The 23286-nt window shown below is 66.6% G+C and carries 23 protein-coding genes; 13 read left to right on the top strand and 10 right to left on the bottom strand.

The genetic code is table 11. The features are described from left to right. Nucleotides 1-11: 11 nt before the first annotated feature. Entirely contained in the window at nucleotides 12-971 is a 960-nt protein-coding gene (gene fabD / locus RPC_RS11470; protein ID WP_011472750.1) for an ACP S-malonyltransferase, read from the bottom strand. A gap of 457 nt (nucleotides 972-1428) precedes the next feature. Here fabD and rpsF point away from each other — a divergent pair, with 457 nt between their 5' ends. The 4 genes from rpsF to rplI all read left to right on the top strand — a co-directional run bounded on the left by rpsF (nucleotide 1429) and on the right by rplI (nucleotide 3938). Continuing rightward, nucleotides 1429-1935 (top strand): 30S ribosomal protein S6, encoded by a 507-nt coding sequence (gene rpsF, locus RPC_RS11465; protein WP_011472748.1) that lies wholly within the window; start codon nucleotides 1429-1431, stop codon nucleotides 1933-1935. 5 nt (nucleotides 1936-1940) lie between these two features. Then, a complete protein-coding gene (gene rpsR, locus RPC_RS11460; RefSeq protein WP_002711478.1) occupies nucleotides 1941-2180 on the top strand; it encodes a 30S ribosomal protein S18 in 240 nt (79 codons plus the stop codon). Nucleotides 2181-2327: 147 nt separating this feature from the next. Next, entirely contained in the window at nucleotides 2328-3290 is a 963-nt protein-coding gene (locus RPC_RS11455; RefSeq protein ID WP_011472747.1) for a DUF2232 domain-containing protein, read from the top strand. Between the two features lie 51 nt (nucleotides 3291-3341). After that, nucleotides 3342-3938 carry a 50S ribosomal protein L9 gene (gene rplI / locus RPC_RS11450; RefSeq protein ID WP_011472746.1) on the top strand — a complete coding sequence of 199 codons (597 nt, stop codon included), beginning with the start codon at nucleotides 3342-3344 and terminating at the stop codon, nucleotides 3936-3938. Nucleotides 3939-4268: 330 nt separating this feature from the next. On the opposite strand, the gene RPC_RS11445 is transcribed toward rplI, so the two are convergent. Next, a complete protein-coding gene (locus RPC_RS11445; protein WP_011472745.1) occupies nucleotides 4269-5279 on the bottom strand; it encodes a hypothetical protein in 1011 nt (336 codons plus the stop codon). Between the two features lie 219 nt (nucleotides 5280-5498). Between RPC_RS11445 and RPC_RS11440 the strand changes: the two genes are divergently transcribed. From RPC_RS11440 to RPC_RS11425, 4 genes are all read left to right on the top strand, one after another. After that, nucleotides 5499-6749, top strand: a complete 1251-nt coding sequence (locus RPC_RS11440; RefSeq protein WP_011472744.1) for a class I SAM-dependent methyltransferase — start codon at nucleotides 5499-5501, stop codon at nucleotides 6747-6749. A gap of 604 nt (nucleotides 6750-7353) precedes the next feature. Beyond that, nucleotides 7354-8850 carry a replicative DNA helicase gene (locus RPC_RS11435; protein WP_011472743.1) on the top strand — a complete coding sequence of 499 codons (1497 nt, stop codon included), beginning with the start codon at nucleotides 7354-7356 and terminating at the stop codon, nucleotides 8848-8850. A 119-nt stretch (nucleotides 8851-8969) separates the two neighbouring features. Continuing rightward, entirely contained in the window at nucleotides 8970-10193 is a 1224-nt protein-coding gene (alr, locus tag RPC_RS11430; protein WP_011472742.1) for an alanine racemase, read from the top strand. 51 nt (nucleotides 10194-10244) lie between these two features. Then, a complete protein-coding gene (locus tag RPC_RS11425) occupies nucleotides 10245-11447 on the top strand; it encodes a sensor histidine kinase (protein WP_011472741.1) in 1203 nt (400 codons plus the stop codon). Between the two features lie 48 nt (nucleotides 11448-11495). Here RPC_RS11425 and RPC_RS11420 read toward each other — a convergent pair whose 3' ends face one another. The 3 genes from RPC_RS11420 to RPC_RS11410 form a co-directional block, all read right to left on the bottom strand. Next, complete coding sequence (locus tag RPC_RS11420; protein ID WP_011472740.1) at nucleotides 11496-11753, bottom strand: hypothetical protein; 258 nt, start codon at nucleotides 11751-11753, stop codon at nucleotides 11496-11498. Nucleotides 11754-11824: 71 nt separating this feature from the next. Continuing rightward, nucleotides 11825-12211, bottom strand: coding sequence for a tautomerase family protein (locus RPC_RS11415; RefSeq protein WP_011472739.1), 387 nt, complete (start codon nucleotides 12209-12211; stop codon nucleotides 11825-11827). A 120-nt stretch (nucleotides 12212-12331) separates the two neighbouring features. Next, nucleotides 12332-12622, bottom strand: coding sequence for a DUF1330 domain-containing protein (locus RPC_RS11410; RefSeq protein ID WP_011472738.1), 291 nt, complete (start codon nucleotides 12620-12622; stop codon nucleotides 12332-12334). Between the two features lie 118 nt (nucleotides 12623-12740). Between RPC_RS11410 and radA the strand changes: the two genes are divergently transcribed. The 5 genes from radA (at nucleotide 12741) to RPC_RS11385 (ending at nucleotide 17661) form a co-directional block, all read left to right on the top strand. Next, the gene (gene radA, locus RPC_RS11405) at nucleotides 12741-14204 is read left to right on the top strand and encodes a DNA repair protein RadA (RefSeq protein ID WP_041801695.1); all 1464 of its coding nucleotides are present in this window, start codon (nucleotides 12741-12743) and stop codon (nucleotides 14202-14204) included. A gap of 217 nt (nucleotides 14205-14421) precedes the next feature. Continuing rightward, the gene (locus RPC_RS11400; protein WP_011472736.1) at nucleotides 14422-15063 is read left to right on the top strand and encodes a CvpA family protein; all 642 of its coding nucleotides are present in this window, start codon (nucleotides 14422-14424) and stop codon (nucleotides 15061-15063) included. A 67-nt stretch (nucleotides 15064-15130) separates the two neighbouring features. After that, on the top strand, nucleotides 15131-16597 hold the full coding sequence (gene purF, locus RPC_RS11395) for an amidophosphoribosyltransferase (RefSeq protein WP_085978917.1): 1467 nt from the start codon (nucleotides 15131-15133) through the stop codon (nucleotides 16595-16597). Nucleotides 16598-16607: 10 nt separating this feature from the next. Beyond that, nucleotides 16608-16790 carry a hypothetical protein gene (locus tag RPC_RS11390; RefSeq protein WP_041801692.1) on the top strand — a complete coding sequence of 61 codons (183 nt, stop codon included), beginning with the start codon at nucleotides 16608-16610 and terminating at the stop codon, nucleotides 16788-16790. Nucleotides 16791-16917: 127 nt separating this feature from the next. Further along, nucleotides 16918-17661 carry an SDR family NAD(P)-dependent oxidoreductase gene (locus RPC_RS11385; protein WP_041801690.1) on the top strand — a complete coding sequence of 248 codons (744 nt, stop codon included), beginning with the start codon at nucleotides 16918-16920 and terminating at the stop codon, nucleotides 17659-17661. A 161-nt stretch (nucleotides 17662-17822) separates the two neighbouring features. Here the strand turns inward: RPC_RS11385 and RPC_RS11380 are convergent, their stop codons facing one another. The 5 genes from RPC_RS11380 to panB form a co-directional block, all read right to left on the bottom strand. Then, nucleotides 17823-19082: a TCR/Tet family MFS transporter gene (locus tag RPC_RS11380; RefSeq protein WP_011472733.1), complete on the bottom strand. Its 1260-nt coding sequence runs from the start codon at nucleotides 19080-19082 to the stop codon at nucleotides 17823-17825. Nucleotides 19083-19612: 530 nt separating this feature from the next. Then, nucleotides 19613-20995 carry a ribosome biogenesis GTPase Der gene (der, locus tag RPC_RS11375; RefSeq protein WP_011472732.1) on the bottom strand — a complete coding sequence of 461 codons (1383 nt, stop codon included), beginning with the start codon at nucleotides 20993-20995 and terminating at the stop codon, nucleotides 19613-19615. Nucleotides 20996-21057: 62 nt separating this feature from the next. After that, nucleotides 21058-21573, bottom strand: coding sequence for a hypothetical protein (locus tag RPC_RS11370; protein ID WP_011472731.1), 516 nt, complete (start codon nucleotides 21571-21573; stop codon nucleotides 21058-21060). A 74-nt stretch (nucleotides 21574-21647) separates the two neighbouring features. Next, complete coding sequence (locus tag RPC_RS11365; protein WP_011472730.1) at nucleotides 21648-22301, bottom strand: tetratricopeptide repeat protein; 654 nt, start codon at nucleotides 22299-22301, stop codon at nucleotides 21648-21650. Nucleotides 22302-22461: 160 nt separating this feature from the next. Then, complete coding sequence (gene panB / locus RPC_RS11360) at nucleotides 22462-23286, bottom strand: 3-methyl-2-oxobutanoate hydroxymethyltransferase (protein WP_011472729.1); 825 nt, start codon at nucleotides 23284-23286, stop codon at nucleotides 22462-22464.

Below are 23286 nucleotides of genomic sequence, written 5' to 3'. Positions count from 1 at the left end.
GAGCCGCGGGCTCACGCGGCGCCGGAGGCCGCCAGCGCCTGCTTCGCCGGTTCGATATCGTTGGGACCGCCGACCGCGATCCCCACCGCGCCGTCGGCGATGCGCTTGACCAGGCCGCTCAACACCTTGCCGGCGCCGATCTCGAAGAAATGCGTCACGCCCTGGCTGGCCATGAAGGCCACCGATTCGCGCCAGCGCACCGTGCCGGTGACCTGCTCGACCAAGAGGCGACGGATCTCGTCCGGCGCGGTGACCGGGCTCGCCAGCACGTTGGCGACCAGCGGCGCCGCCGGCGGCAGAATCGTCACATCCGCCAGCGCCTGCGCCATCGCCTCGGCGGCGGGCTGCATCAGCGTGCAATGGAACGGCGCGGATACCGGCAGCAGCAGCGCGCGCTTGGCGCCCTTGGCCTTGGCGATCTCGAGCGCGCGTTCGACCGCGGCCTTGGCGCCCGACACCACCACCTGACCGCCGCCGTTATCATTGGCTGCCTGGCAGACCTCGCCCTGCGCCGCCTCCTGCGCCACCGCCACCGCGGTGTCGAAATCGAGCCCGAGCAGCGCCGCCATCGCGCCGACTCCGACCGGAACCGCCTTCTGCATCGCGAGGCCGCGGGTCCGCAGCAGCCGCGCGGTGTCGCTGATCGTCAGGCTGCCGGCCGCGGCCAGCGCGGAATATTCCCCGAGCGAATGGCCGGCGACGAAGGCGGCGTGCCGCGCCACCGAAAATCCGGCTTCGGTTTCCAGCACCCGCAAGGTGGCCAGCGACACCGCCATCAGTGCCGGCTGGGCGTTCTCGGTGAGTTGCAGGGTCTCGGCCGGGCCGTCCCAGATCGTCGCGGTGAGCTTTTCGCCGAGCGCCGAATCGACCTCGTCGAACACCGCGCGCGCCGCCGGAAACGCCTCGGCCAAGGCCTTGCCCATGCCGACCGCCTGCGACCCCTGGCCCGGAAAGGTGAATGCTGCGGTCATTTTATTCCCCGATGCTGGGAAGCTGTCGCTCCAGCGGCCGGACGAGCCATGAGCCCGAGCCACGCGCCAAACGAGCTGTTCCGATCAAATTCTGCGCGTTATCCCTGCAAATCGGCTGGATTTGCCGGACCGCGCGGCAAGCCGGGCCGTAAGACACTGCGGCGGGCGGTTCTGTCAAGCGGACCGCCGGCGGCCGGCCTCAGCCATTCGCATGGGTCGGGTTCCCGGCCAGCGTCGCTTGCCATTCCCCGCAAAATCCGTATAACCGCGCATCCGCAGATCCCGGCCGGGAGCTGAACGGACGGTCTCAGCAATTTCACCTTTCAGGCGATCTTGATGCGGCAGGGCCAGTAGGTCCGTCGTCCCGTGCTTCCGCCTTCTGAGCATTCTCGAGTCCTTTCCGAAGGGTTCGAAGGGCTTGCCGCCGGGACCCGCGCTAACCTTGGAAAGGACAGCCATGCCTCTTTATGAGCATGTTTTTCTCGCGCGTCAGGATGCGAGCACCCAGCAGGTGGAAGAACTGACGACCCAGATCACCAGCGTGATCGAAGGTCTCGGCGGCAAAGTCGTCAAGATGGAATCCTGGGGCGTGCGCTCGCTTACCTACCGCATGCACAAGAACCGCAAGGCGCATTTCGTGCTGTTGAACATCGACGGCCCCTCCGCGGTGGTCGCCGAAGTCGAGCGCCAGGAGCGCATCAACGAAGACGTCATCCGTTATCTGACCGTGCGCGTCGATGAACTCGAAGAAGGCCCGTCGGCGATGATGCGCAAGGCCGACCGCGATCGCGATCGCGACGACCGCGGCGGTTTCCGTGGCGACCGCGAAGGCGGCTTCCGTGGCGATCGTGAAGGTGGTTTCCGTGGCGGCGACCGTGAAGGCGGCGGTTTCCGTGGTGACCGTGGTCCGCGCCGTCCGCGCGACGACGCCGCCCCCGCCCCCGCCGCAGCGACTGAGGAGTAAGAATCATGGCTGAAGCAGGTGCCCGCCGTCCGTTTTTCCGCCGCCGCAAGACCTGCCCGTTTACGGGTCCGAACGCGCCGAAGATCGACTACAAGGATTCCAAGCTGTTGATGCGTTACGTTTCCGAGCGCGGCAAGATCGTGCCGAGCCGCATCACCGCCGTCTCCGCCAAGAAGCAGCGTGAACTCGCCCGCGCCATCAAGCGCTCGCGTTTCCTCGGTCTGCTGCCCTACGTGATTCGCTAAACCTGTTACGACCCGCGGCGTTCGCGCCGCGGGTCCTTGCTCCTTGCCGCTGCTACATGCCATTTTTCATAAGGCGTCGGGTCGTTCCGCGCGCCGATGGTTGGGGTCGATACGGCCTCTAACCGCTCGAAAGGAGCGGGACAGCTGATGATCTTCACCGCCCTGATCACGCTTGCGGCCGGCTCTGCGTCGGCGCTGATGTTCGCCTCGATCATTTCGGGCGCGGTGATCTCGCTGCTGTTGTTCTACCTCGCCCCGCTGCCGCTGATGGTCGCAGCATTGGGCTGGAGCGCCGCGGGCGCCGCCGCGGGCGGCCTGATCGCCGGGGCCGGACTCGGCCTGCTGGTCGGCTTTCCGTATTTCGCAGCCTTTATGATCACCGTGGTGCTGCCGGCCTGCTGGCTCGGCCACCTCGCGCTGCTCGGCCGTCCAGCGTCGCCCGGTCCCTCGCCGGCCGGCGAGCCGCCCGCAATGGAATGGTATCCGGTCGGCCGCGTCGTCGCCTGGACCGCAGGCCTCGCGGTGCTGACCACGATGGCGGCGCTGTTCACGCTGGGCACCGACAGCGACAGCATCAACGACGCGCTGCGCCGCGGCATGCTGCGCGTGATCGGCACCCGCGACAACGCCACCCCGGGCGAAGCCGAGCAGCTGGTCGACGCGCTGGTCAAGATCGCGCCGGCGGCGGCGGCGATCGTGGCGATGATGACGCTGACGCTGAACCTTTGGCTCGCCGGCAAGGTCACCGCGCTATCGGGGCGGCTGCAACGGCCGTGGCCCGACCTCAATGCCGCGACGCTGCCGCCGATGACGCTGGCGGTGCTGTCGCTGGCGATCGGCTTGAGCTTCCTCGGCGGCCTCGTCGGCATGATCGCGCAGACCACCACCACCGCATTGATGATGGCTTACGCGCTGAACGGCCTTGCGACGCTGCACACCCTGACGCGGGCGATCAAGCATCGCGGCTTCTGGCTGAGTTCGAGCTACGCGCTGGTGATGGTGTTCGGCTGGCCGGTGCTGCTGCTGGTCGTGCTCGGGCTCGCCGACGCGATTTTCAATTTTCGACAGCGCTACCTGCAACGCAGCAAGCCGCCGGTCCCGCTGTCCTGATCCGCCACCACATCCGCAACAGATTGCTATTCAACCCACAAGGAGAACACCATGGAAGTCATTTTGCTGGAGCGCGTCGCCAAGCTTGGTCAGATGGGCGAAGTCGTCAAGGTCAAGCACGGCTTTGCGCGCAACTTCCTGTTGCCGCGCGGCAAGGCGCTGCGCGCCACCACCGACAACCGCGCCAAGTACGAGCACATGAAGGCCGACCTCGAGGCCCGCAACATCGAAGCCAAGGCCGAGGCCATCAAGGTCGCCGAGAAGATCGACGGTCGCAACGTGGTGGTGCTGCGCCAGGCCTCCGAAACCGGCCAGCTGTTCGGCTCGGTCACGGTGCGTGACATCATCTCCCAGTTCACCGCCGACGGCGTTCACATCGAACGCAGCCAGGTGCTGCTCGACCACCCGGTCAAGACCATCGGCAAGCACAGCATCTCGATCGCCGTGCATCCGGAAGTCGAAGTCTCGGTGTCGGTGACGGTGGCGCGCAGCGCGCTGGAGGCCGAGCGCATCAACCGCGGCGAAGACATCTCGACCCGCCAGGAAGACCAGGACGCCGCCGCCGAGGCGCTGGCCGCCGCCGGCGAGTTCTTCGATCCGGAAGCGCATAACGACGGCGAGCAGGAAGAAGAAGCCGGCGACAAGTAAGCCGGCGCTACTCACCGGGATCGCGTCCCGGGCGCGGGGCAGCGCCCTTCGCGCTGCTCCGCAGAACCGGCACAGTTACGAGCGCTGCGTTCCGTAACGGCCCCGGCTCTGCAGCGCACCACGCCGCGAGCGCGGCGCGTTGCGCTGCGTCCGGGGCGCGCTTGTCTGGCGATCTCGGCGTTTCATCCATCCGGCTCGGCGCTCAGGCCGGAGCCGAACTCGCAACAAAAAGCCCGGCCTGATCTCATCAGGTCGGGCTTTTCTGTATCGACAGAGCGAGCAAGTTGCGGCGGGGCCGGCTTGACGTTGCCGGTCCGCCGCGATGTGCCGCTATTTCAGCGGCGGCACCATCTCGTCGGCAGGCGCCGGCGTGGCCGGCGACGCCGCCCCCTCTGAGGCCGAGGGACGCGGGTTCGGCGAAGACTCGCCGTCACTGGCCTTCGGCGCCGGAGTCACCGCGGGCACCGGATCGGACCGCAGCGGCACCGGTTCGGATTTCGCCGGCTCGGATGCTGCCGGCTCCACCGGCTTGGCGGGTTCGGACCTGATCGGCTCGGCCTTGGGGACCTCGGCCTTGGGGGCCTCGACTTTGGGGGCCTCGACCTTGGGAGCTTCAGACTTCGGCGCATCAGATTTCGCGGCGTCGTCTTTCGCAGGCGCGGTTTTGGCCGGTTCGCTCTTCGCCGGCTCGGTGGCGGCGGGAGCGGTCTTCACCGCATCAGCCGGCTCCGGCTTGGCCTCGCGACGATGCTTGCCCTTCTTGCTCTTCTTTTGCCGGGGCGCCGGCTTCTCCTCGACCACCGCGGGCGGCTCGCCTTCGACGGCCGGCGCCGCGATCGCGGGCTTCTCCGCTTCGGGCTTGGCCTGGCGCTTGGCATTGCGATGGCGCCGGCCGGGGGTGGCCTCCTGCGGCGGCAAACCGTCGGCGTTGGGCGGTGCGGCCTCCCGCGGCTGCGCTTCCTGGCGCTGGCGGCGGCTGGGGCGGCCTTCCGCCTGATCGGGTGCCGCACCGGGCGCGGCTTCCGGCTTGCCGTCGCGGCCCGGCTTGGCCGGCGCGACGCCATAGCGCGTATCAGTGGCGCCGTTGGAGATCAGATAGGCGCTCAACAGCGCCGCCATGTCGCTGCTGGTGGTGTAGTGCTGGCGCAGATAGCCCGGCAGCGCGCCCGGCGCCACGGTCCGCAGCAGCCCGCGCGGACTCTTGTGACACACCGTACAGGCGCCGGCGAAAATCTGCGATGGGCTCTTTCCGGCTTCGAGGTTCTGAGCCTGTGCCGGCTGCGCCATGGCGCCACCGATCAGCAGCACGACCGTCGCTAAACTGAGCGCTCGGCTCGACATTCGAATCCTCCAGATGTGGGTAGCGCCGGCAGCGCGGCGGTCACCTTTTAGCCGATTGGGCCGTGAATGGAAGCACCCAGATGACGCATCCCTGTGAACATAACAGCTGGTATTTTTTTGCACGTGTCCAAACTCTTGGCGCCGCGCAACGCCGCGCCTATTTCGATTCCTGGGAGGTCACCCGCGGGTTCTCACCATGCGTTTCATGGGACGTAACCGATGGACAGCCTACTGCGCTTTTTCCTGTCGCGCTTCATCCGTCGCGGCAACATCACGTTTGCCACCGCCGCCGGCACCCGCTTCACCTGCGGCGACGGCACGGGACAACCAGTAGCAGCGAGGTTTCTGACCGCCAAGGCGCAACGTCGGTTGTTGCTCGATCCCGAATTGGCGTTCGGCGAAATCTACATGGACGGCAGCTTCGTAGTCGAGCGCGGCAGCATTGCCGACGTGCTGGCGATCGTGATGGACCAGCCCGATCTGTCGCCGCGCTGGGGCAAGCCGCTGTGGTGGGTGCGCTATCTGCTGCGCAGCTTGCAGCAGTTCAATCCGCGGCGCCGCGCCCGCCGCAACGTCGCGCATCACTACGATCTCGATCGCCGGCTGTATTCGCTTTTCCTCGACGCCGACCGGCAATACAGCTGCGGTTATTTCGAAGACCCCAAGGCCACGCTGGACGATGCGCAACGCGCCAAGAAACGCCATATCGCCGCCAAGCTGATGATCCGGCCCGGCCAGCGGCTGCTCGACATCGGCTCGGGATGGGGCGGGCTGGGACTGTACTTGGCCGGAACCTTGGGCGCCGACGTCACCGGCGTGACGTTGTCTCGAGAGCAATTGCAACTCTCGAATGCCCGCGCCGCGGAGAAGAATCTTGCCGAAAAGGCGCGGTTTCTGCTGCAGGATTATCGCGACGTCCCAGGCCCGTTCGATCGCATCGTTTCGGTCGGGATGTTCGAACACGTCGGGGTGGCGCATTTCGCCACCTACTTCCAACGCTGCGCCGAGTTGCTGGCCCCGGACGGCGTGATGCTGCTGCATTCGATCGGCCGCTCCGAGCAGCCGGGAATCACCAACCCCTGGATTGCCAAGTACATCTTTCCCGGCGGCTATCTGCCGGCGCTATCCGAGGTGCTGCCCGCGATTGAGCGCGCCGGTCTATTGGTGTGCGACATCGAAATCCTGCGGCTGCATTATGCCGACACCCTGAAGGCCTGGCGCGAGCGCTTCCTGGCGCGGCGCGAGGAAGCGGCGCGGCTGTACGACGAGCGATTCGTGCGGATGTGGGAGTTCTATCTGGCGGCCTCGGAAATGACCTTCCGCAAGCAGAACACCATGGTGTTCCAGATCCAGCTCGCCAAGCGTCAGGGCGTCGTCCCGATCACCCGGGATTACATCACGCGTGAAGAAGGTCGGCTGCGCGAGATCGAACGCCGTCAGCGTCCGCAATTTCAACTCGCGGGCGAATGACGGATGCGCGGGACGCCGCCCCATCAATGGCGCAGGGCCGCGCCAGATATTCTCGCGCCGATTGCTCTCGCGCCAAGTATTGTTCCGCGGCGGCGAGCAATGCCGGATCGCAAGGCTGCGCGTGCACGGCGGGGGTCGAGACCGATTCGATCGCATCGACCAGGCCCGTCAGCCAGGCGCCGTCACGACGATCTTGCATTCGCACCTGCTGGGTCATGGTCTACCCTCGGTTTTCCGGACATTAACCCGATCTTAGGAAATCGGTTCCCGAATGCCCGGCCGCTCGCCTGAATTATGTAGCTGAACCGCTTGTCGGAACGCTTAAGCCGACGGGTCCAATTGTCTTCAACCATCGATCTGCGCGAAATGGATCGCGGTGATGCGGCAACAATGAGTCGGCGCAACGACGCGCAGGGTTCATCTGGCTGAACCGCTGCGGCGATCGCGCAAATCCGCGTCAATCCCGACGTGCGGAGCATCGACAGCTTTTGTCCCGCGACGTGTGTGAATCGGGCATAAGCCTGCATGAGGCTTCCGCCCGAGCCGGGAATGGCGCTTTAGTCCCGCCCCGCTCACGACAAATTCCGCTAGACCTATAGAGACCATGGCCGCAACCGATTCGAACGTTCTCAAACTCGCGCCGGAACCGGGCACCCCGGCCTACCGCATGGCGCCGCATAATATCGAGGCGGAACAGAGCGTCCTCGGCGCCATCCTGATCAACAACGACGCGTTCTACCGGGTCTCGGATTTCCTCAAGCTGGAACACTTCTTTGAGCCGATCCACCAGACCATCTACGACACCGCCGCCAGCCTGATTCGCGCCGGCAAGGTCGCCACCCCGGTGACGCTGAAGACGTTTCTCCCCGCCGACACCGACCTCGGCGGCATCACCGTGGGGCAATATCTGGCGCGGCTCGCCGCCGAAGCCACCACCATCATCAACGCCCATGATTACGGCCGCACCATCTACGAACTGGCGCTGCGCCGCGACCTGATCGGCATCGGCACCGACATGGTCAACGTCGCCTATGACGCGCCGGTGGATTTCGCCCCGAAGGCGCAGATCGAGGACGCCGAGCGGCGGCTGTACGAGCTTGCGGAATCCGGCCGCTATGACGGCGGCTTCCAGAAATTCTCCCAGGCGCTGACCACCGCGGTCGACATGGCGGCGGCGGCGTTCCAGCGCGACGGCCGCTTGTCCGGCATCGCCACCGGGCTGCGCGACCTCGATAACAAGATGGGCGGCTTGCAGCACTCCGACTTGATCATCGTCGCCGGCCGCCCCGGCATGGGCAAGACCGCGCTCGCCACCAACATCGCCTACAACGTCGCCCGCGCCTATCGCGGCGAGATCCAGGCCGACGGCACCAACAAGACCGTCAATGGCGGCATCGTCGGGTTCTTCTCCTGCGAAATGTCGGCCGAACAGCTCGCCACCCGTATTCTCGCCGAGCAGACCGGGATTTCATCGAGCATGATCCGCCGCGGCGGCATCAGCGAGGCGGATTTCGACAAGATCCGCGATTACTCGATCGAATTGCAGTCGCTGCCGCTGTTCGTCGACGAGACCGGCGGCCTGTCGATCTCGCAGCTCACCGCGCGGGCGCGGCGCTTGAAGCGGCAGAAGGGCCTCGACCTGATCATCGTCGACTATATCCAGCTGTTGCAGGGCAGCGGCAAACGCTCCGACAACCGCGTCCAGGAAGTCACCGAGATCACCACCAGCCTGAAGGCTTTGGCGAAAGAACTCAACGTCCCGGTGATCGGGCTGTCGCAGCTGTCGCGTCAGGTCGAAAGCCGCGACGACAAGCGGCCGCAATTGTCCGACTTGCGCGAATCCGGCTCGATCGAGCAGGACGCCGACGTGGTGATGTTCGTGTATCGCGAAGAATACTATCTGCAGAACAAGGAGCCGCGCCCCGGCACGCCGGAGCACGAAAAATGGACCACCGACATGGATCTGGTGCACGGCAAGGCCGAAGTCATCATCGGCAAGCAGCGCCACGGCCCCACCGGCACCGTCGACTTGCAGTTCGAGGGCCAGTTCACCAGGTTCAGCGATCTGGTGCAGGACAGTCACCTGCCCGACCGCATGTGAGCCCTTCCGCGCGCGGTGTTGAACCGCGCTAGCGGCGTGCGTAATGTTGCCGCGTTCGCCAGCCATGCTGCCGCGGCTCTCGCGGCCGTGCGATGCCAGCGCCAGGAATCCGTTACAGCATGAACGTCGTCCCCAGTCCGAAGTCGATCGCCCCTGAGTCATCACGCGCGGCAGAATCCGCACGCCCGGCGGCGCTGGCCGCCGCCACCGGGGTGCTCAGCATCGACCTCGACGCCATCGTGGCGAACTGGCGCAAGCTGGAAAAGACCGCGGTGCCTTCGGAATGCGCCGGCGTGGTGAAGGCCGACGCCTATGGCTGCGGGGCCGGCCCGGTGGCGCGCGCGCTATTGGCCGCCGGCTGCAAGACCTTTTTCGTCGCCACGCTCGATGAAGCCCGCGAGCTGCGCGCTGCGGCGCCCGCGGCCGTCGTCTATGTGCTCGACGGCTTCCTGCCGAACTGCGGCGACGCCTATGCCGAACTCGACTGCCAGCCGGTGATCGGCAGCCTCGACGAACTCGCCGAATGGGATTCGTTCTGCCGCCGCAGCTTCTGGAAGGGCGGCGCCGCGATCCATATCGACACCGGCATGAACCGGCTCGGGCTCGGCATCGCCGAGGCCGAAGGCATCGTGCCCAGGATCACCGCGGGCGATCACGGCATCACCCTGGTGCTCAGCCATCTGGCCTGCGCCGAGACCCTGAACCACCCGCTCAACGCCAAACAGGCGAGCCATTTCCGCGGCATCGCCAGCGCGTTTTCCGGGGTGCCGGCGTCGCTGTCGGCGTCGTCGGGGATCTATCTCGGCCAGCAATTCCACTTCGACCTGGTGCGGCCGGGCGCGGCTTTGTACGGCATCAACCCGACGCCGGAGGCCGACAATCCGATGCAGCCGGTGGTGACGTTGCAGTCGCGGATCCTGCAGGTGCGCGAGGTCGCGCGCGGCGACACCGTGGGGTACGGCGCGACCTGGACGGCGCGGCGGCCGACAAGGATCGCGGTGGTCGCGGCCGGCTACGCCGACGGCTATTTCCGCGCCGCCGGCTCCAGCGACGGCACCCGCGGCGCCGACGTGATCATTGCCGGGCAGCGCTGCCCGGTGGCCGGGCGGATCTCGATGGATCTTTTGGCGGTCGACGTCACCGATCTGCCGCCGAACGCCGCGCGGCGCGGCCACATGGCGACGCTGATCGGCGACGGCATCACCGTCGACGAGCTGGCGCATCATTTCGGCACCATCGGCTACGAGGTGCTGACCAGCCTCGGCAAACGCTACGCGCGGCAGTACAAGACGGCGCGGGCAGACCCCGCTGACCTCCCTGCCGCCGCGCCGGAGGCGAAATAGGCAGCCCGATCTCGTCCCGCATTGGATGGATCGGCGACGGGACATGACGCTATGGGCACCAATTTCGGCGACGCATCAGAGGTCGCTCCTTCATCGGCGCTGCGCTGCGACGAAGTGCGCTATCGGCTGCGGCAGCAGTCTTTGCTGGTCGAGTTCGGCCGCCACGCCATGCAGACCCGGGATTTCCGCCAGATCCTGCAGCGCGCCACCGAGCTCGCCGCGGAGGGACTGGAGACCACATTCGCCAAGGTGCTGGAATACATCCCGGAGGAGAATCGGCTGCTGGTGCGCGCCGGCGTCGGCTGGGCGCCGGGAACCATCGGCAAGGTGTCGCTCGGCGCCGACGTCGAATCGCCGGCCGGCTTCGCCTATCAGTCCGGCGAGGCGGTGATCTCCAACCATCTGGAGAGCGAAACCCTGTTCCGCACGCCGCGGCTGCTGGCCGAGCACGGCATCAGGCGCGCGATCAACGTGCTGATCCCGCAAGGCGGCGAAGGCAACGCGCCGTTCGGCGTGCTCGAGGTCGACAGCGCCGAGCCCGGCCAGTTCGACCGCGGCGACGGCTATTATCTGGATGCTTTCGCCGGCCTGCTCGGGATCGCCATCGAGCGTCAGCAAGCCGACGCCGAACTGCAGCGCGCGCTGGAACACCAGGCGCTGTTGACCCGGGAGATGAGCCACCGCGTCAAGAACAGCCTGACCTCGGTGGTCGGGCTGTTGCGGGTGCAATCCCGCGGCGCGGTGTCCCAGGACGTCAAGGACGCGCTCGACGACGCCAGTTCGCGGGTCGCCACCATCGCGCAGGTCCACGACCACCTGTGGCGCGGCAACAAGATCGGCTTCGTCGAACTCACCGACTTCCTGGCCGAGCTGTGCCGCAACCTGCAGGCCAACGCCGGGGGCCATACCCTGCGCTGCCAGGCCGACCCGATGTTGATCTTGGCCGACCATGCCATCCCGCTCGGCCTAATGATCAACGAGCTGGTGACCAACGCGGTCAAATACGCCTACCCAGGCCGCCGAGGCGGGATCGAGGTCAGCGCGCGCGAGATCGACGGCCATCTGCAGCTCGCCGTCGCCGATCAGGGCGTCGGGCTGCCGCCGGATTTCGACATCGAGCAACCGCGCGCCAGCCTCGGCTTCAAGGTAATCAAAGGGCTGGTTCGCCAGTTAAACGGTCAGCTCAAGGTCGAAAGCGGCGCCGGCGGCGGCGCCCGCTTCGTGCTCGAGCTGCCGATTCTTCCCGACCGTTGAGGTTGCGCGCGGCCTCGGCCGTCGGCGGCGCCGCGCTCGAAGGCGCCTTCAGCCGTCGTCGGCGGCGAGCATCAGGAACGCGGTGAGCGCCGCGCCGAGCCCGAGATGCACCGACACGCCGATCACGAACCAGGCTTCCAGCGTGCGCGGCGCGACGCTATCGGCGATCATGTCGTGCAGACCGAACATGTTCTTGAACAACAACACCAGCGCGAAGGCCGCGCCGAGCGCCGCGCCGAAGCCGAATTGCAAGGCGATCTGCCGCAGGATGTACTGCTCTTTGTGCTTGTACGGCTTCGACGGCATGGTGGGGTGCTCTGCTGCTGCGGCCCTGCCCGGCAGTCTGCCACCAAAACCGGGCCGCCGCCAAGTGTGCGCTACACGTCCAGCTTGAAACCGATCTCGATCTCCGATCCGGCGATGCCGCCCCTCAGCCCCCAGTTTGGCGTCGGCACTTCCACCAGAATGATCTTGGTTTCCAGTTCGGGGACGCCCAACGCCGCGAGATTGTCGACGATCGCGCGATACAAGGCCCGCTTGGCCTCGATCGATCGGCCGGAAAACAGCTTGATCTCGACCCGGGTGAAGCGGTCCGACTTGCCGGTCGGCACCGCCCGCCGCGTCGCGTCGTAGACATCGACGGTGATGTCGCGATCCCAGTCCGGGATCTTGATCGTGCTCACCATCGCGGCTTGCACCGCCTCGATCAGTTCGGTGCAGCGATCACGGGCCCATTCTCCGGTGACGATCCGCACGGACGGCATGGCCATCTCCCTTCAACCTGTAGCCCGGATAAGCGAAGCGACATCCGGGTCTTGTCATTGCCCCCGCATATCGCTGCGCTCATGCGGGCTACTCGTTACTCGCGTGCGCGCTACTACCGATTATTCGATCCCCTCGACGATGATCATACGGGCTGAACTGCAAGCATCTCGAATGCTTTTCAGTCCTTGGTAGGTGGCACCATGATAAAACGACTCATAAGCCGCGACTGACGGAAATTCGAACAAGACAAGCCGTCGAGGCTCCCAATCTCCCTCGTAAACCTTGTGCGCTCCGCCGCGCGCCAGATATTTGGCACCAGCGGTTTCCAAGGCCGGCTTCACGCCCGAGATGAACTCTTGATATTGCTCGGGGTCACGAACATCGACGCCGAAAATGACGTAAGCGGCCATCGGAATCCTCCCAGCGATCTGCGGACGCGTATTCTGTCACGGCTTGACTTTGCGCTAAAGCCTAGAACAAATGGCGAACAATAATCTCTCCGTTCTCCGACCAGCGATTCCCACGCCCATGGCCAAAGCCACCCTCTCCTTCGTCTGCCAGAACTGTGGCGCCGCCTATAACCGCTGGCAGGGCAAGTGCGAATCCTGCGGCGAGTGGAACACGCTGGCCGAGGAGGATCTGACCGGGGCGGCCTCGATGCCGGCCTCGATCCGCTCCAAGCGCCGCGGCCGCGCCTTCAAGCTGGAGAGCCTCACCGGCACCAGCGAACAAGCGCCGCGGCTATCGTCGGGCTTAGGCGAACTCGACCGCGTCACCGGCGGCGGCTTCGTCCGCGGCTCGGTGCTGCTGGTCGGCGGCGATCCCGGGATCGGCAAGTCGACGCTGCTGACGCAAGCCACCAGCCTGATGGCGCGCGAAGGCCACCGCATCGTCTATATCTCCGGCGAAGAGGCGGTGGCGCAGGTGCGGCTGCGGGCGACGCGGCTGGGGCTCGCCGACGCCGCGGTGCAGCTCGCCGCCGAGACCTCGGTCGAGGACATCATCACCACGCTGTCGGAAGGCGCGGTGCCGCGGCTGATCGTGATCGATTCGATTCAAACCATGTGGACCGACACCGTGGAATCCGCGCCCGGCACGGTGACCCAGGTCCGCGCCTCGGCGCAGGCGCTGATCAGGTTTGCCAAGAAATCCGGTGCTGCGATCATCCTGGTCGGCCACGTCACCAAGGACGGCCAGATCGCCGGCCCGCGCGTGGTCGAACACATGGTCGACGCGGTGCTGTCGTTCGAGGGCGAAGGCTCGCAGCAGTTCCGGATTTTGCGCGCGGTGAAGAACCGCTTCGGCCCGACCGACGAGATCGGCGTGTTCGAGATGACCGGCTTGGGGCTTCGCGAAGTCGCCAATCCGTCCGAGCTGTTTTTGTCGGAGCGCGATCTCGGCAGCCCCGGCACCGCGGTGTTCGCCGGCATGGAAGGCACCCGCCCAGTGCTGGTGGAATTGCAGGCTTTGGTGGTGCCAACCACGCTCGGCACGCCGCGGCGCGCGGTGGTCGGCTGGGACTCTTCCCGGCTGTCGATGGTGCTGGCGGTGCTGGAGGCGCATTGCGGCGTCAAGCTCTCCGGCTACGACGTCTATTTCAACGTCGCCGGCGGCCTGCGAATCAACGAGCCCGCGGCTGATCTGGCCGCCGCCGCCGCTTTGGTGTCGTCGCTGGCCAATGCGCCGTTGCCGACCGATGCTGTGTATTTCGGCGAAATCTCGCTGTCCGGCGCGGTGCGGCCGGTGGCGCAGAGCTCGGCGCGGCTGAAGGAAGCCGCCAAACTGGGCTTTGCCCGCGCCATCCTGCCGGAGACCGCGCGCGGCGACGCCGGCGGCGATGCCGGGCTCACCCTCAACACCGTCGGCGGGCTGTCCGGCCTCGTCGCCGATATCGCCGCGCGAGGCAGCCCGAAGCCCGGCCGCGACAACGGTAAAAGCACAGCGCCGGAGAAAAACGCCGCGCCGGCGCGATTCCGTCGTCAGGAAGGCTAATGCCCGCGTGACCTCGGCCGGCGCCGCCGCTATAACCCGGCGGCGCGGCATCCGAGCAAGTTGTGACACGGACTATTAAGCCATCGGACCAATGGTGTCCTGACGGTTCCGTTGGCGATTTTCCGGTGTTGCAAGCCGTGCGATATGACACTCACTGAAGACCACCCGGCGCCACGCCGATTCGCGGTTTCGATTCACGAGCGGACCTGACCAGCCGATGCCGATTACCATTCTCGATCTCGTCCTGCTCGCGGTGATGTTGATATCGGGCCTGCTGGCGATGGTCCGCGGCTTCATGCGCGAAATCCTGTCGATCGCCGCCTGGGGCGCCGCCGCGCTGGTGACGCTGTACGCCTATCAAAAGCTGCTGCCGACCGCGAAAACCTATTTCAGCAGCGACACCGTCGCCTCCGCGGTGGTGATCGCCGGCGTCTTCATCGGCACGCTGGTGATCGTCTCGATCATCACCGTGCGAATCTCCGACATGATCCTGGATTCGCGAATCGGCGCGCTCGATCGCACGCTGGGCTTCCTGTTCGGGCTCGCGCGTGGGTTGTTAATCGTGGTGGTCGCCTATCAATTCTTCATCTGGCTGGTCCCCGACAAGCAGCGTCCGGATTGGGTCACGGCTGCGAAATCGCGCACGGTGTTGCAGGGAACCGGGGATTGGCTGATGGCGCTCTTGCCGGACGACCCTGAAAATACCATCTTGAAGAGGTTCAAGAAGAACAAGCCGGAAGATGATCAAACCGACGCCGATCAGGCGACACCGCCGGCTGCCGAGGGCTCCGAGGGCTATCCGAAGAACGCCCGGGACGATTTGAAGAAGCTGATCGAAGGCAAGCCGGCCAAACGCTAGTTTGAGCGAGGATAGAGGCGTGATGAACGATATGCAGAGCCCGCCCGAAGCAGCGAAGTCGCCCGACATGGATCCGCAGATGCAGGATTTCGACATGGACGGCGACACGCTGCGCGAAGAGTGCGGCGTATTCGGCATCTTCGGTCATCCCGATGCCGCGGCGATCACCGCGCTCGGGCTGCACGCCCTGCAACATCGCGGTCAGGAGGCCGCCGGCATCGTCTCGTTCGAGGGCGGCCGGTTTCATTCCGAGCGTAGGCTCGGCCTGGTCGGCGACACCTTCTCCCGCGCCGACGTGATCGCGCGGCTGCCCGGCACCGCCGCGGTCGGCCATGTGCGCTATTCCACCACCGGCGAAACCATTTTGCGCAACGTGCAGCCGCTGTTTGCCGAACTCAACGCCGGCGGCTTCGCGATCGGCCACAACGGCAATCTCACCAACGGCCTGACGCTACGCCGCGAACTGGTGCGCAACGGCGCGATGATGCAGTCGACCACCGATACCGAGGTGATCCTGCATCTGGTGGCGCATTCCAAGCGCGCCCGCTTCGTCGATCGTTTCATCGAGGCACTGCGCGCCATCGAGGGCGCCTATTCGCTGGTGTCGCTGACCAACAAGAAGCTGATCGGCGCCCGCGATCCGCTGGGGATTCGCCCCTTGGTGCTCGGCGAACTCGACGATTGTCCGATTCTCGCCTCGGAGACCTGCGCGCTCGACATCATCGGCGCCAAATACGTCCGCGACATCGAGCCCGGCGAAGTCATCGTGTTCGACCGCCACGGCGTCACCAGCCACAAGCCGTTTCCGCCGATGCCGGCGCGGCCCTGCATCTTCGAATACATCTACTTCGCCAGGCCGGATTCCGTGGTCGGCGGCCGTTCGGTCTATGACGTGCGCAAGGCGTTCGGCCAGCAATTGGCGCGCGAAAGCCATGTCGACGCCGACGTCGTGGTGCCGGTGCCGGATTCCGGCGTGCCGGCCGCGATCGGCTATTCGCGGCAGTCCGGCGTGCCGTTCGAACTCGGCATCATCCGCAATCACTATGTCGGCCGCACCTTCATTCAGCCGACCCAGAGCGTGCGCGAGCTCGGCGTCCGCATGAAGCATTCCGCCAACCGCGCCGCGATCGAAGGCAAGCGCATCGTGCTGATCGACGATTCGCTGGTGCGCGGCACCACCTCGAAGAAGATCGTCAAGATGATGCGCGACGCCGGCGCCAGCGAAGTGCATTTCCGCATCGCCTCGCCGCCGATCACCCATCCGGATTACTACGGCATCGACACCCCGGACCGCGCCGGCCTGTTGGCGGCCACGCATAATCTGGAAGAGATGCGCGAACTGATCGGCGCCGATTCGCTGGCGTTCCTGTCGGTCGACGGCATCTACCGCGCGATGGGCGAACCCGGCCGCGATCCGGCGCATCCGAAGTTCACCGACCATTGCTTCACCGGCGACTATCCGACCGCGCTGACCGACCTCAACCAGACCGAAGCGCAGCCGCGGCAATTGTCGCTGCTGGCGGAAGCCAGCTGACGCCGCCACAATGGCGAAGGCCGCGATATTTGTCGCCGTCTGGCTCGGCTGCATTGCGGCCGGCTATGTGGTGCCGATGCAGCATGGCAACGACGTGGTCACAAGCGCGCTCGCGGCGGCCGCTCTGATGATCATCGGCGCCGGCGTCGGGCCGTACCTGGCGCTTGCCATCGTCCGGCGGATCTTCAATTGATCGGACGCCACGCCCGGCCGCATCAAGCGAAAGTTCGTCACGCCCGGCCTTGTGCCGGGGCTCAAGGTCTTTAAAAGACGCTGTGAATCGCCGGCCTGTGCCCGGCCGTGACGGATCACAACGCGCCATGACCCTGCCCCTCGCCTCCCGTATCGCTCTCGTCACCGGCGCCTCGCGCGGCCTCGGCTACGCCACCGCCCGCGCCCTGGCCAAGGCCGGCGCCCATGTCGTCGCGGTGGCGCGCACCCAGGGCGGGCTGGAAGAGCTCGACGACGAGATTCGCAAAGCCAGCGGCGAAGGCGCCACGCTGGTGCCGCTCGACCTCACCGATCTCGAAGCCATCGCAAGGCTCGGCGGCGCGCTGCACGAGCGCCACGGCAAGCTCGATATTTTCGTGGGCAACGCCGGCATCGCCGGGCCGTCGTCGCCGCTCGGCCATATCGCGCCGAAGCCGTGGGGCGACGTGATGGCGATCAACCTCAACGCCAATTTCCAGCTGATCCGCTGCATGGAGCCGCTGCTGCGGGTTTCCGACGCCGGCCGCGCGGTGATGATCAGCTGCGACGAGGCGCGCCGCGCGCCGGCCTATCGCGGCCCCGCCGCGGCCTCGAAAGCCGCGCTGGAAACCTTGACCCGGGTGTGGGCGGCGGAAAACGCCACCACGGCGCTGCGCGTCAACCTGTTCGATCCCGGCCCGGTGCGCACCCGGCTGCGCGCCACCATCATGCCGGGCGAAGATCCGGAGACCCTGCCCACCGCGGCCGAGGTCGCCGAAGCGCTGCTGCCGCTGTGCCTGCCGTCGTGCGACGACAACGGCAAGCTCTACGACTACGCGAGCCGCACGCTGCGGGACTTTGCCGCTGCGGTGTAGCGCCCGCCAACTATACTGCGGTCATCGCCCGCGAAAGCGGGCGACCCAGTATCCCAGGGAGCTCGTGACGGAACGGAAAAGCTCCGGCGTACTGGATCCCCGCTTTCGCGGGGATGACAGCCGTGCTTTTGGCTAGCCGCTCAGCGCTCTTGCGCCGCCTGCTACCTGTTCATCGCCGCCACCGCGCTGCCTGCGATCAGCATCGACACCAGCAACAGCGCACCCGCCACAATGAACGGCGCGCCGGGCAGATGCAGCGGCGTGCCATCGGCGATGAAGAACGCGAAGATCAGCGTGAACAGCGACGGGCCGACCAGTTCGGCGACGCTGTTGACGCTGGTGTTGGCGCCCTGCAACTGGCCCTGCTGGTCCGCCGGCACCAGCCGCGTCATCAGGCTCGAGGTCGCGGGTCCGGCGATGCCCCAGATCGTCATCACCGGGATGCCGATCCAGAACAGCGGCCCGTTCGGCGCGAACGCGTAGATCGCAAAGCCGAGCGCGCCGCCGCCATAGCCAAGAATCATCGCCCAGCGCTCGCCGAGCAGCTTCAGCGACGGCCCGACCAGCCCGCCCTGCACGATGGTGGTGCATAGTCCGACGAAGGCCAGCGCCAGCCCGACCGTGGTCTGGTCCCATCCGTAACGATAGGTGGTGTAGAGCACGAAGGTCGCCGGCAGCGCGACATGCGCCACCTCGGCGCAGAACGTCACCACGGCGAGCGCCGCCAGCGTGGCGTTGGAGCGCAGCAGCCGCAGCGCGCCGAGCGGGTTGGCGCTGCGCCATTTGAACGGCGAGCGGCGCTCTTTCGGCAGCGATTCCGGCAATACGAAGTAGCCGTACATCGCGTTGGCGAGGCTGAGCCCGGCGGCGACCCAGAACGGCAGCCGCGGATCGACGCCGCCGAGCAGTCCGCCGATCGCCGGGCCGAAGATGAAGCCGAGCCCGAACGCCGCCCCGATCTTGCCGAACACCGCGGCGCGTTTCTCCGGCGCCGTGACGTCGGCGATATAGGCGAACGAGGTCGAAATGCTCGCCGAGGTGACGCCGGAAATCATCCGGCCGACGAACAGCCAGATCAGCGACGGCGCCAGCGCCATCATGATGTAGTCGAGCCCGAGCCCGAAATTCGACAACAGGATCACCGGGCGGCGGCCGAACCGGTCGCTCAGCGCGCCGAGCACCGGCGAGGCGAAGAACTGCATCAACGCCCAGGCGGTGCCGAACAGGCCGTAGATTGTTGCGGCGTCCGCGGTGTTGTTGTCGGCGAAGCTCTCCACCAGCTTCGGCAGGATCGGCAGGATCATGCCGATCGACAGCATGTCGAGCAGGATAGTGATGAAGATGAAGCCGACCGCGGCGCGGCGCGGCCCTTCTATGGGAGGCGTCGCGATGGCCTCCGCGACAGGCTGTTCGACAGTCATGGGATTGCGCTGCGCCTCTGCGCCATGGGTCGGCGCGTCCTTCGCAAGCTAACGCCTCCGGGCTGGGGCGACAATTCGCAAAATGGCGGTCATTCGCAGCTGATCGCGACGCCCAAGCCTCCGGCTTTCCACTCACGCCGCCGTCATCCCGGGCATCGTGTCCCGGACGCCGAGCAGCGCGCTTGCGCTGCGAGGCGAGCCGGGACCGTTCCAAGCGCTGCCGTCGTAACGGCCCCGGCTCTGCGGCGCACCACGCCGCAAGCGCGGCGCGTTGCACCGCGTCCGGGGCACAGGATCGCAAGAGCTATGCGCTGCGAACTTCCACTTGCATCGCCGTCATCCTGAGGAGCCCGGCGCAGCGCGAAGCGCGACGCCGGGTGTCTCGAAGGATGGCCGCGGGCGCGGAGCGGCGCCGCGCCAGCGGCACATCCTTCGAGGCCCTCGCGTTGCTCGGGCACCTCAGGATGACGGCAGTGTGAGTTGGAGGCCGCGAGAAACCAGAGATGCGCAGCGTTACGACGGTCGCGACGTCAGTTCGGCCGCCGCCGTTTATGTGCAAACGGGTTGGCTTTTTCGCGCAACGTGATGCGCACCGGGGTCCCGGGCAGATCGAAGAACGCGCGCAGGCTGTTGACCAGATAGCGCAGGTAGGATTCCGGCACGGCGTCGGCGCGCGAACAGAATACGATGAAGCTCGGCGGCCGCGCCTTGGCCTGGGTCACGTAGTTCAGCTTCAGCCGCCGTCCCGACACTGCCGGCGGCGGATTGGTCTCGACCGCCTGTTCGAACCAGCGATTCAGCGAGGCGGTCGGCACCCGCCGGTTCCACACCGCGTAAGAATCCTCGATCGCCTTCATCAGCCGGTCGATGCCCTCGCCCATCAGCCCGGAGACCGCGACGATCGGCACGCCCTTGACCTGCGGCAACAGGTGATCGACGTCGGCGCGCAGCCCCGCCACCAGGCTGGCCTGCTTGCCCATCAGATCCCATTTGTTGACCGCGATCACCAGCGCGCGGCCCTCGCGCTCGATCAGGTCGGCGATCCGCAGATCCTGTTCCTCGAACTTGTTCTGCGAATCCATCATCAGCACGACGACTTCGGCGAAGCGGATCGCGCGCAGCGCGTCGGCGACCGAGAGCTTTTCCAGCTTCTCCTCGATCCGCGAGCGGCGGCGCAGCCCCGCGGTGTCGAAGATCCGGAACTGGCGGCCCTTGTAGTCGACCTCGACGGAAATCGAATCCCGCGTGGTGCCGGCCTCGGCGCTGGTCAACAGCCGCTCCTCGCCGAGCAGATGGTTGATCATGGTCGACTTGCCGGCGTTGGGTCGGCCGACGATCGCGACGCGAATTGGGCGGGTGGAAAAGTCTTCCTCGCTGACGCCCTCGACGTCGTCGTCCTCGTCGAACAACACGTCGGGCTCCGGCATCACCGCGCGCAACGCGTCGTAGAGATCGCTGAGGCCCTCGCCGTGCTCGGCGGAAATCTGGATCGGATCGCCGAGCCCGAGCGCGTAGGATTCCATCGCGCCGATCTCGCCGTGCCGGCCCTCGCTCTTGTTGGCGACCAGGATCACCGGCTTGTTGGCGCGGCGGGCGAAGTCGGCGAAGGCGCGGTCGTTCGGCGTGAGCCCGGCGCGAGCGTCGATCACGAACATCAGCGCATCGGCCAAGGCGATCGCCGCCTCGGTCTGCTCCTGCATCCGCGCCACCAGCGAACCCTTGGCGCCCTCGTCGAGGCCGGCGGTGTCGATGATGGTGAATTCGAGATCGCCGAGCTTGCCCTGGCCCTCGCGTCGATCGCGGGTCACCCCCGGCGTGTCATCGACCAGCGCGAGCTTCTGCCCAACCAAACGGTTGAACAGCGTGGATTTGCCGACGTTGGGCCGGCCGATAATAGCAAAGGTGAACGACATCGCTGATGCGTGCACTCATTCCCGGCGACATGTCAATGTCGGGGGTGCACGAAGCCGTTCGCTCAGCGCTGGAAACTGCCGCCCGGCAGCGGCGCCGGGAACGGCTGCGACGATTGTTGCGCCGGCGCCGTGGTGGTGGTCGCCGCGGGCTCGTCCGGCGGCGGCGCCGTGGTGCGGCGGCGCGATTGCTTGGCGGGCCTCGGCGCCGGCGGGGCCGCGGCGGTGCTGCCGTCCTCCTCGGGGGCCGGCTCGGCCGGGGCACGGGCCACCGCGGGCTTGCTGCGGGTCCTGGACTTCGAGCCGCGCTGTTTCGGCTCCTCGACCGGCGCCGGCGCTGCCGCGGCATCCGGCTGCGGCTCTTCGACCGCGCCGCGATAAAGATGCTTCGGCACGCCCTGCTCGAGCCCGGGGACGCCTTCCGGGAACACCGGCTTGCGATCGCCCGGCAGCTTCTTCTTGGTGTCGAGGAAGTCCAGCATGTCGGTCGGGTCCCAGCCGGTGGTGCTGCCGCAGCCGGTCAACGCGCTGCCCAGCGCGATCAGCACGGCGGCAGAAATCAGACGAGAGGTACGGCGCATGGGGGTCTCACTCAACTCGGGGCGACTTATCGGTGTCGTTTCGCGTGCCTTGGGTTTGCCACAAGCCTTTTGCGTCAGCTTTTGGCGGCCGGCGGCAGCAACGCCTGCAGCACGTCGGCGCGGCTGCGCAGGCTCGACGGCGTCTCGGCATCGGTCGAAATCAGCTCCAGCCATTTCCGCGCTGCGGTCGCGTCGCCGCCACGCCAGGCCGACAGCGCCAGCAATTCGCGCGCGGTGTGGCGATAGGTGCCGTCCGCGGTGGTCGCCGGCTCCAGCCGCTGCAGCAGGTCGCTGTAGCTGGCGGTCTCCAGAAGTAGGCCAGCAGCGCGGACTTTTGCCAGATCGCGATCCACCGCCGGCACCGCGCGATCGGCGGCGATCTCGTCATAGGCCTTGGCGGCGGCCTGCGGATCGCGGGTTGCGATTTCCGCCGCGTTGCGCAGTCGCGCCAGCGTGCGATAGCCGGCCGGCGCCGTGGTGGCGAGCTTGGCGAACACCGCCTCGGCCTCGGCGTGTTTGTTCTGTTCGGACAGTTCGGAGGCTTGGTTGAACGCAGCCCCCGCTTCGGCCGCCTTCTTGGCCTCGAAATACTGATACCCGCGCCAACCGCCGACTCCGGCGATGATCAGGATCGCCCCGACGATGATCAGCAGCGAGTAACGGTCCCACAGCCGCTTGAGCTGTTCGCGGCGCAGCTCTTCGTCGACTTCGTTAAATAATTCAGACACTTAAATGTATCCCATCCCGAGTGGCAGGCGCCGCAGCGGAGCGCCGGCGGGCGACCCGCCGCGATCCCGCGGCGGGCGATACCCTAGCGATATGGCGACCGCAAGGCAAAGTAAGCCCGATCAAAGTGTTAACCGCGCGCCGCGGCGCGCTGTCGCGGTTTTAGCTCTTCGCTTTCATGCCGTAGACGTGCTCCGGCCCCGGAAACGCGCGGGAGCGCACCTCGTCGGCGTAGTCCTTGATCGCGGCCTCGATGCCGGGGCCAAGATCGCCGAACCGTTTGACGAATTTCGGCGCCCAGGGCGACAACCCGAGCATGTCCTCGAGCACCAGCACCTGGCCGTCGCAGGCCGCGCTGGCGCCGATCCCGATGGTCGGAATCGCGATGTCGGCGGTGATCTTGCGCGCCAACGGCTCGGCCACCGCTTCGATCACCACGGAAAACGCTCCCGCCTCAGCGACCGCGCGGGCGTCGGCCTCGATCGGGGCCCAGTTGCTTTCCTCGCGGCCCTGGGCGCGGAACGAGCCCAGCGTGTTGATCGACTGCGGTGTCAGCCCGATATGGCCCATCACCGGAACGCCACGCTCGGAAAGAAAGCGGATGGTCTCGGCCATCTTCACTCCGCCTTCCAGCTTCACGGCGCCGCACAAGCTTTCCTTCATGATCCGCACCGCGGAGTGAAACGCCTGCTCCTTCGAGGCCTCGTAGGAGCCGAACGGCATGTCGACCACCACCAGCGCTTCCTTGGAGCCGCGCATCACCGCGCGTCCCTGCAGGATCATCATGTCCAGCGTCACCGGGACCGTGGTCTCGAAGCCGTGCATCACATTGCCGAGCGAGTCGCCAACAAGGATGACGTCGCAATAGCGATCGACCAAAGCGGCGGTGTGGGCGTGATACGAGGTCAGCATCACCACCGGATCGCCGCCCTTGCGGGCACGAATTTCCGGCGCGGTCTTGCGTTTGATTGCAGATTGAACCGACAT

Source organism: Rhodopseudomonas palustris BisB18 (assembly GCF_000013745.1).
Classification (GTDB): domain Bacteria; phylum Pseudomonadota; class Alphaproteobacteria; order Rhizobiales; family Xanthobacteraceae; genus Rhodopseudomonas_A; species Rhodopseudomonas_A palustris_F.
Note: the sequence above shows the minus strand (reverse complement) of the source record. Positions and strands in the feature narration are given on the sequence as shown.

Bases quoted from the DNA above. Each gene is read 5' to 3' on its own strand.
- RPC_RS11370 (WP_011472731.1), bottom strand. From the start codon at position 21,573: ATGCGCCGTACCTCTCGTCTGATTTCTGCCGCCGTGCTGATCGCGCTG.
- RPC_RS11380 (WP_011472733.1), bottom strand. From the start codon at position 19,082: ATGACTGTCGAACAGCCTGTCGCGGAGGCCATCGCGACGCCTCCCATA.
- RPC_RS11425 (WP_011472741.1), top strand. From the start codon at position 10,245: ATGGGCACCAATTTCGGCGACGCATCAGAGGTCGCTCCTTCATCGGCG.
- purF (WP_085978917.1), top strand. From the start codon at position 15,131: ATGGATCCGCAGATGCAGGATTTCGACATGGACGGCGACACGCTGCGC.
- rplI (WP_011472746.1), top strand. From the start codon at position 3,342: ATGGAAGTCATTTTGCTGGAGCGCGTCGCCAAGCTTGGTCAGATGGGC.
- RPC_RS11420 (WP_011472740.1), bottom strand. From the start codon at position 11,753: ATGCCGTCGAAGCCGTACAAGCACAAAGAGCAGTACATCCTGCGGCAG.
- RPC_RS11435 (WP_011472743.1), top strand. From the start codon at position 7,354: ATGGCCGCAACCGATTCGAACGTTCTCAAACTCGCGCCGGAACCGGGC.
- rpsF (WP_011472748.1), top strand. From the start codon at position 1,429: ATGCCTCTTTATGAGCATGTTTTTCTCGCGCGTCAGGATGCGAGCACC.
- fabD (WP_011472750.1), bottom strand. From the start codon at position 971: ATGACCGCAGCATTCACCTTTCCGGGCCAGGGGTCGCAGGCGGTCGGC.
- RPC_RS11400 (WP_011472736.1), top strand. From the start codon at position 14,422: ATGCCGATTACCATTCTCGATCTCGTCCTGCTCGCGGTGATGTTGATA.
- rpsR (WP_002711478.1), top strand. From the start codon at position 1,941: ATGGCTGAAGCAGGTGCCCGCCGTCCGTTTTTCCGCCGCCGCAAGACC.
- RPC_RS11445 (WP_011472745.1), bottom strand. From the start codon at position 5,279: ATGTCGAGCCGAGCGCTCAGTTTAGCGACGGTCGTGCTGCTGATCGGT.
- panB (WP_011472729.1), bottom strand. From the start codon at position 23,286: ATGTCGGTTCAATCTGCAATCAAACGCAAGACCGCGCCGGAAATTCGT.
- RPC_RS11415 (WP_011472739.1), bottom strand. From the start codon at position 12,211: ATGCCGTCCGTGCGGATCGTCACCGGAGAATGGGCCCGTGATCGCTGC.
- radA (WP_041801695.1), top strand. From the start codon at position 12,741: ATGGCCAAAGCCACCCTCTCCTTCGTCTGCCAGAACTGTGGCGCCGCC.
- alr (WP_011472742.1), top strand. From the start codon at position 8,970: ATGAACGTCGTCCCCAGTCCGAAGTCGATCGCCCCTGAGTCATCACGC.
- der (WP_011472732.1), bottom strand. From the start codon at position 20,995: ATGTCGTTCACCTTTGCTATTATCGGCCGGCCCAACGTCGGCAAATCC.
- RPC_RS11410 (WP_011472738.1), bottom strand. From the start codon at position 12,622: ATGGCCGCTTACGTCATTTTCGGCGTCGATGTTCGTGACCCCGAGCAA.
- RPC_RS11385 (WP_041801690.1), top strand. From the start codon at position 16,918: ATGACCCTGCCCCTCGCCTCCCGTATCGCTCTCGTCACCGGCGCCTCG.
- RPC_RS11455 (WP_011472747.1), top strand. From the start codon at position 2,328: ATGATCTTCACCGCCCTGATCACGCTTGCGGCCGGCTCTGCGTCGGCG.
- RPC_RS11390 (WP_041801692.1), top strand. From the start codon at position 16,608: ATGGCGAAGGCCGCGATATTTGTCGCCGTCTGGCTCGGCTGCATTGCG.
- RPC_RS11440 (WP_011472744.1), top strand. From the start codon at position 5,499: ATGGACAGCCTACTGCGCTTTTTCCTGTCGCGCTTCATCCGTCGCGGC.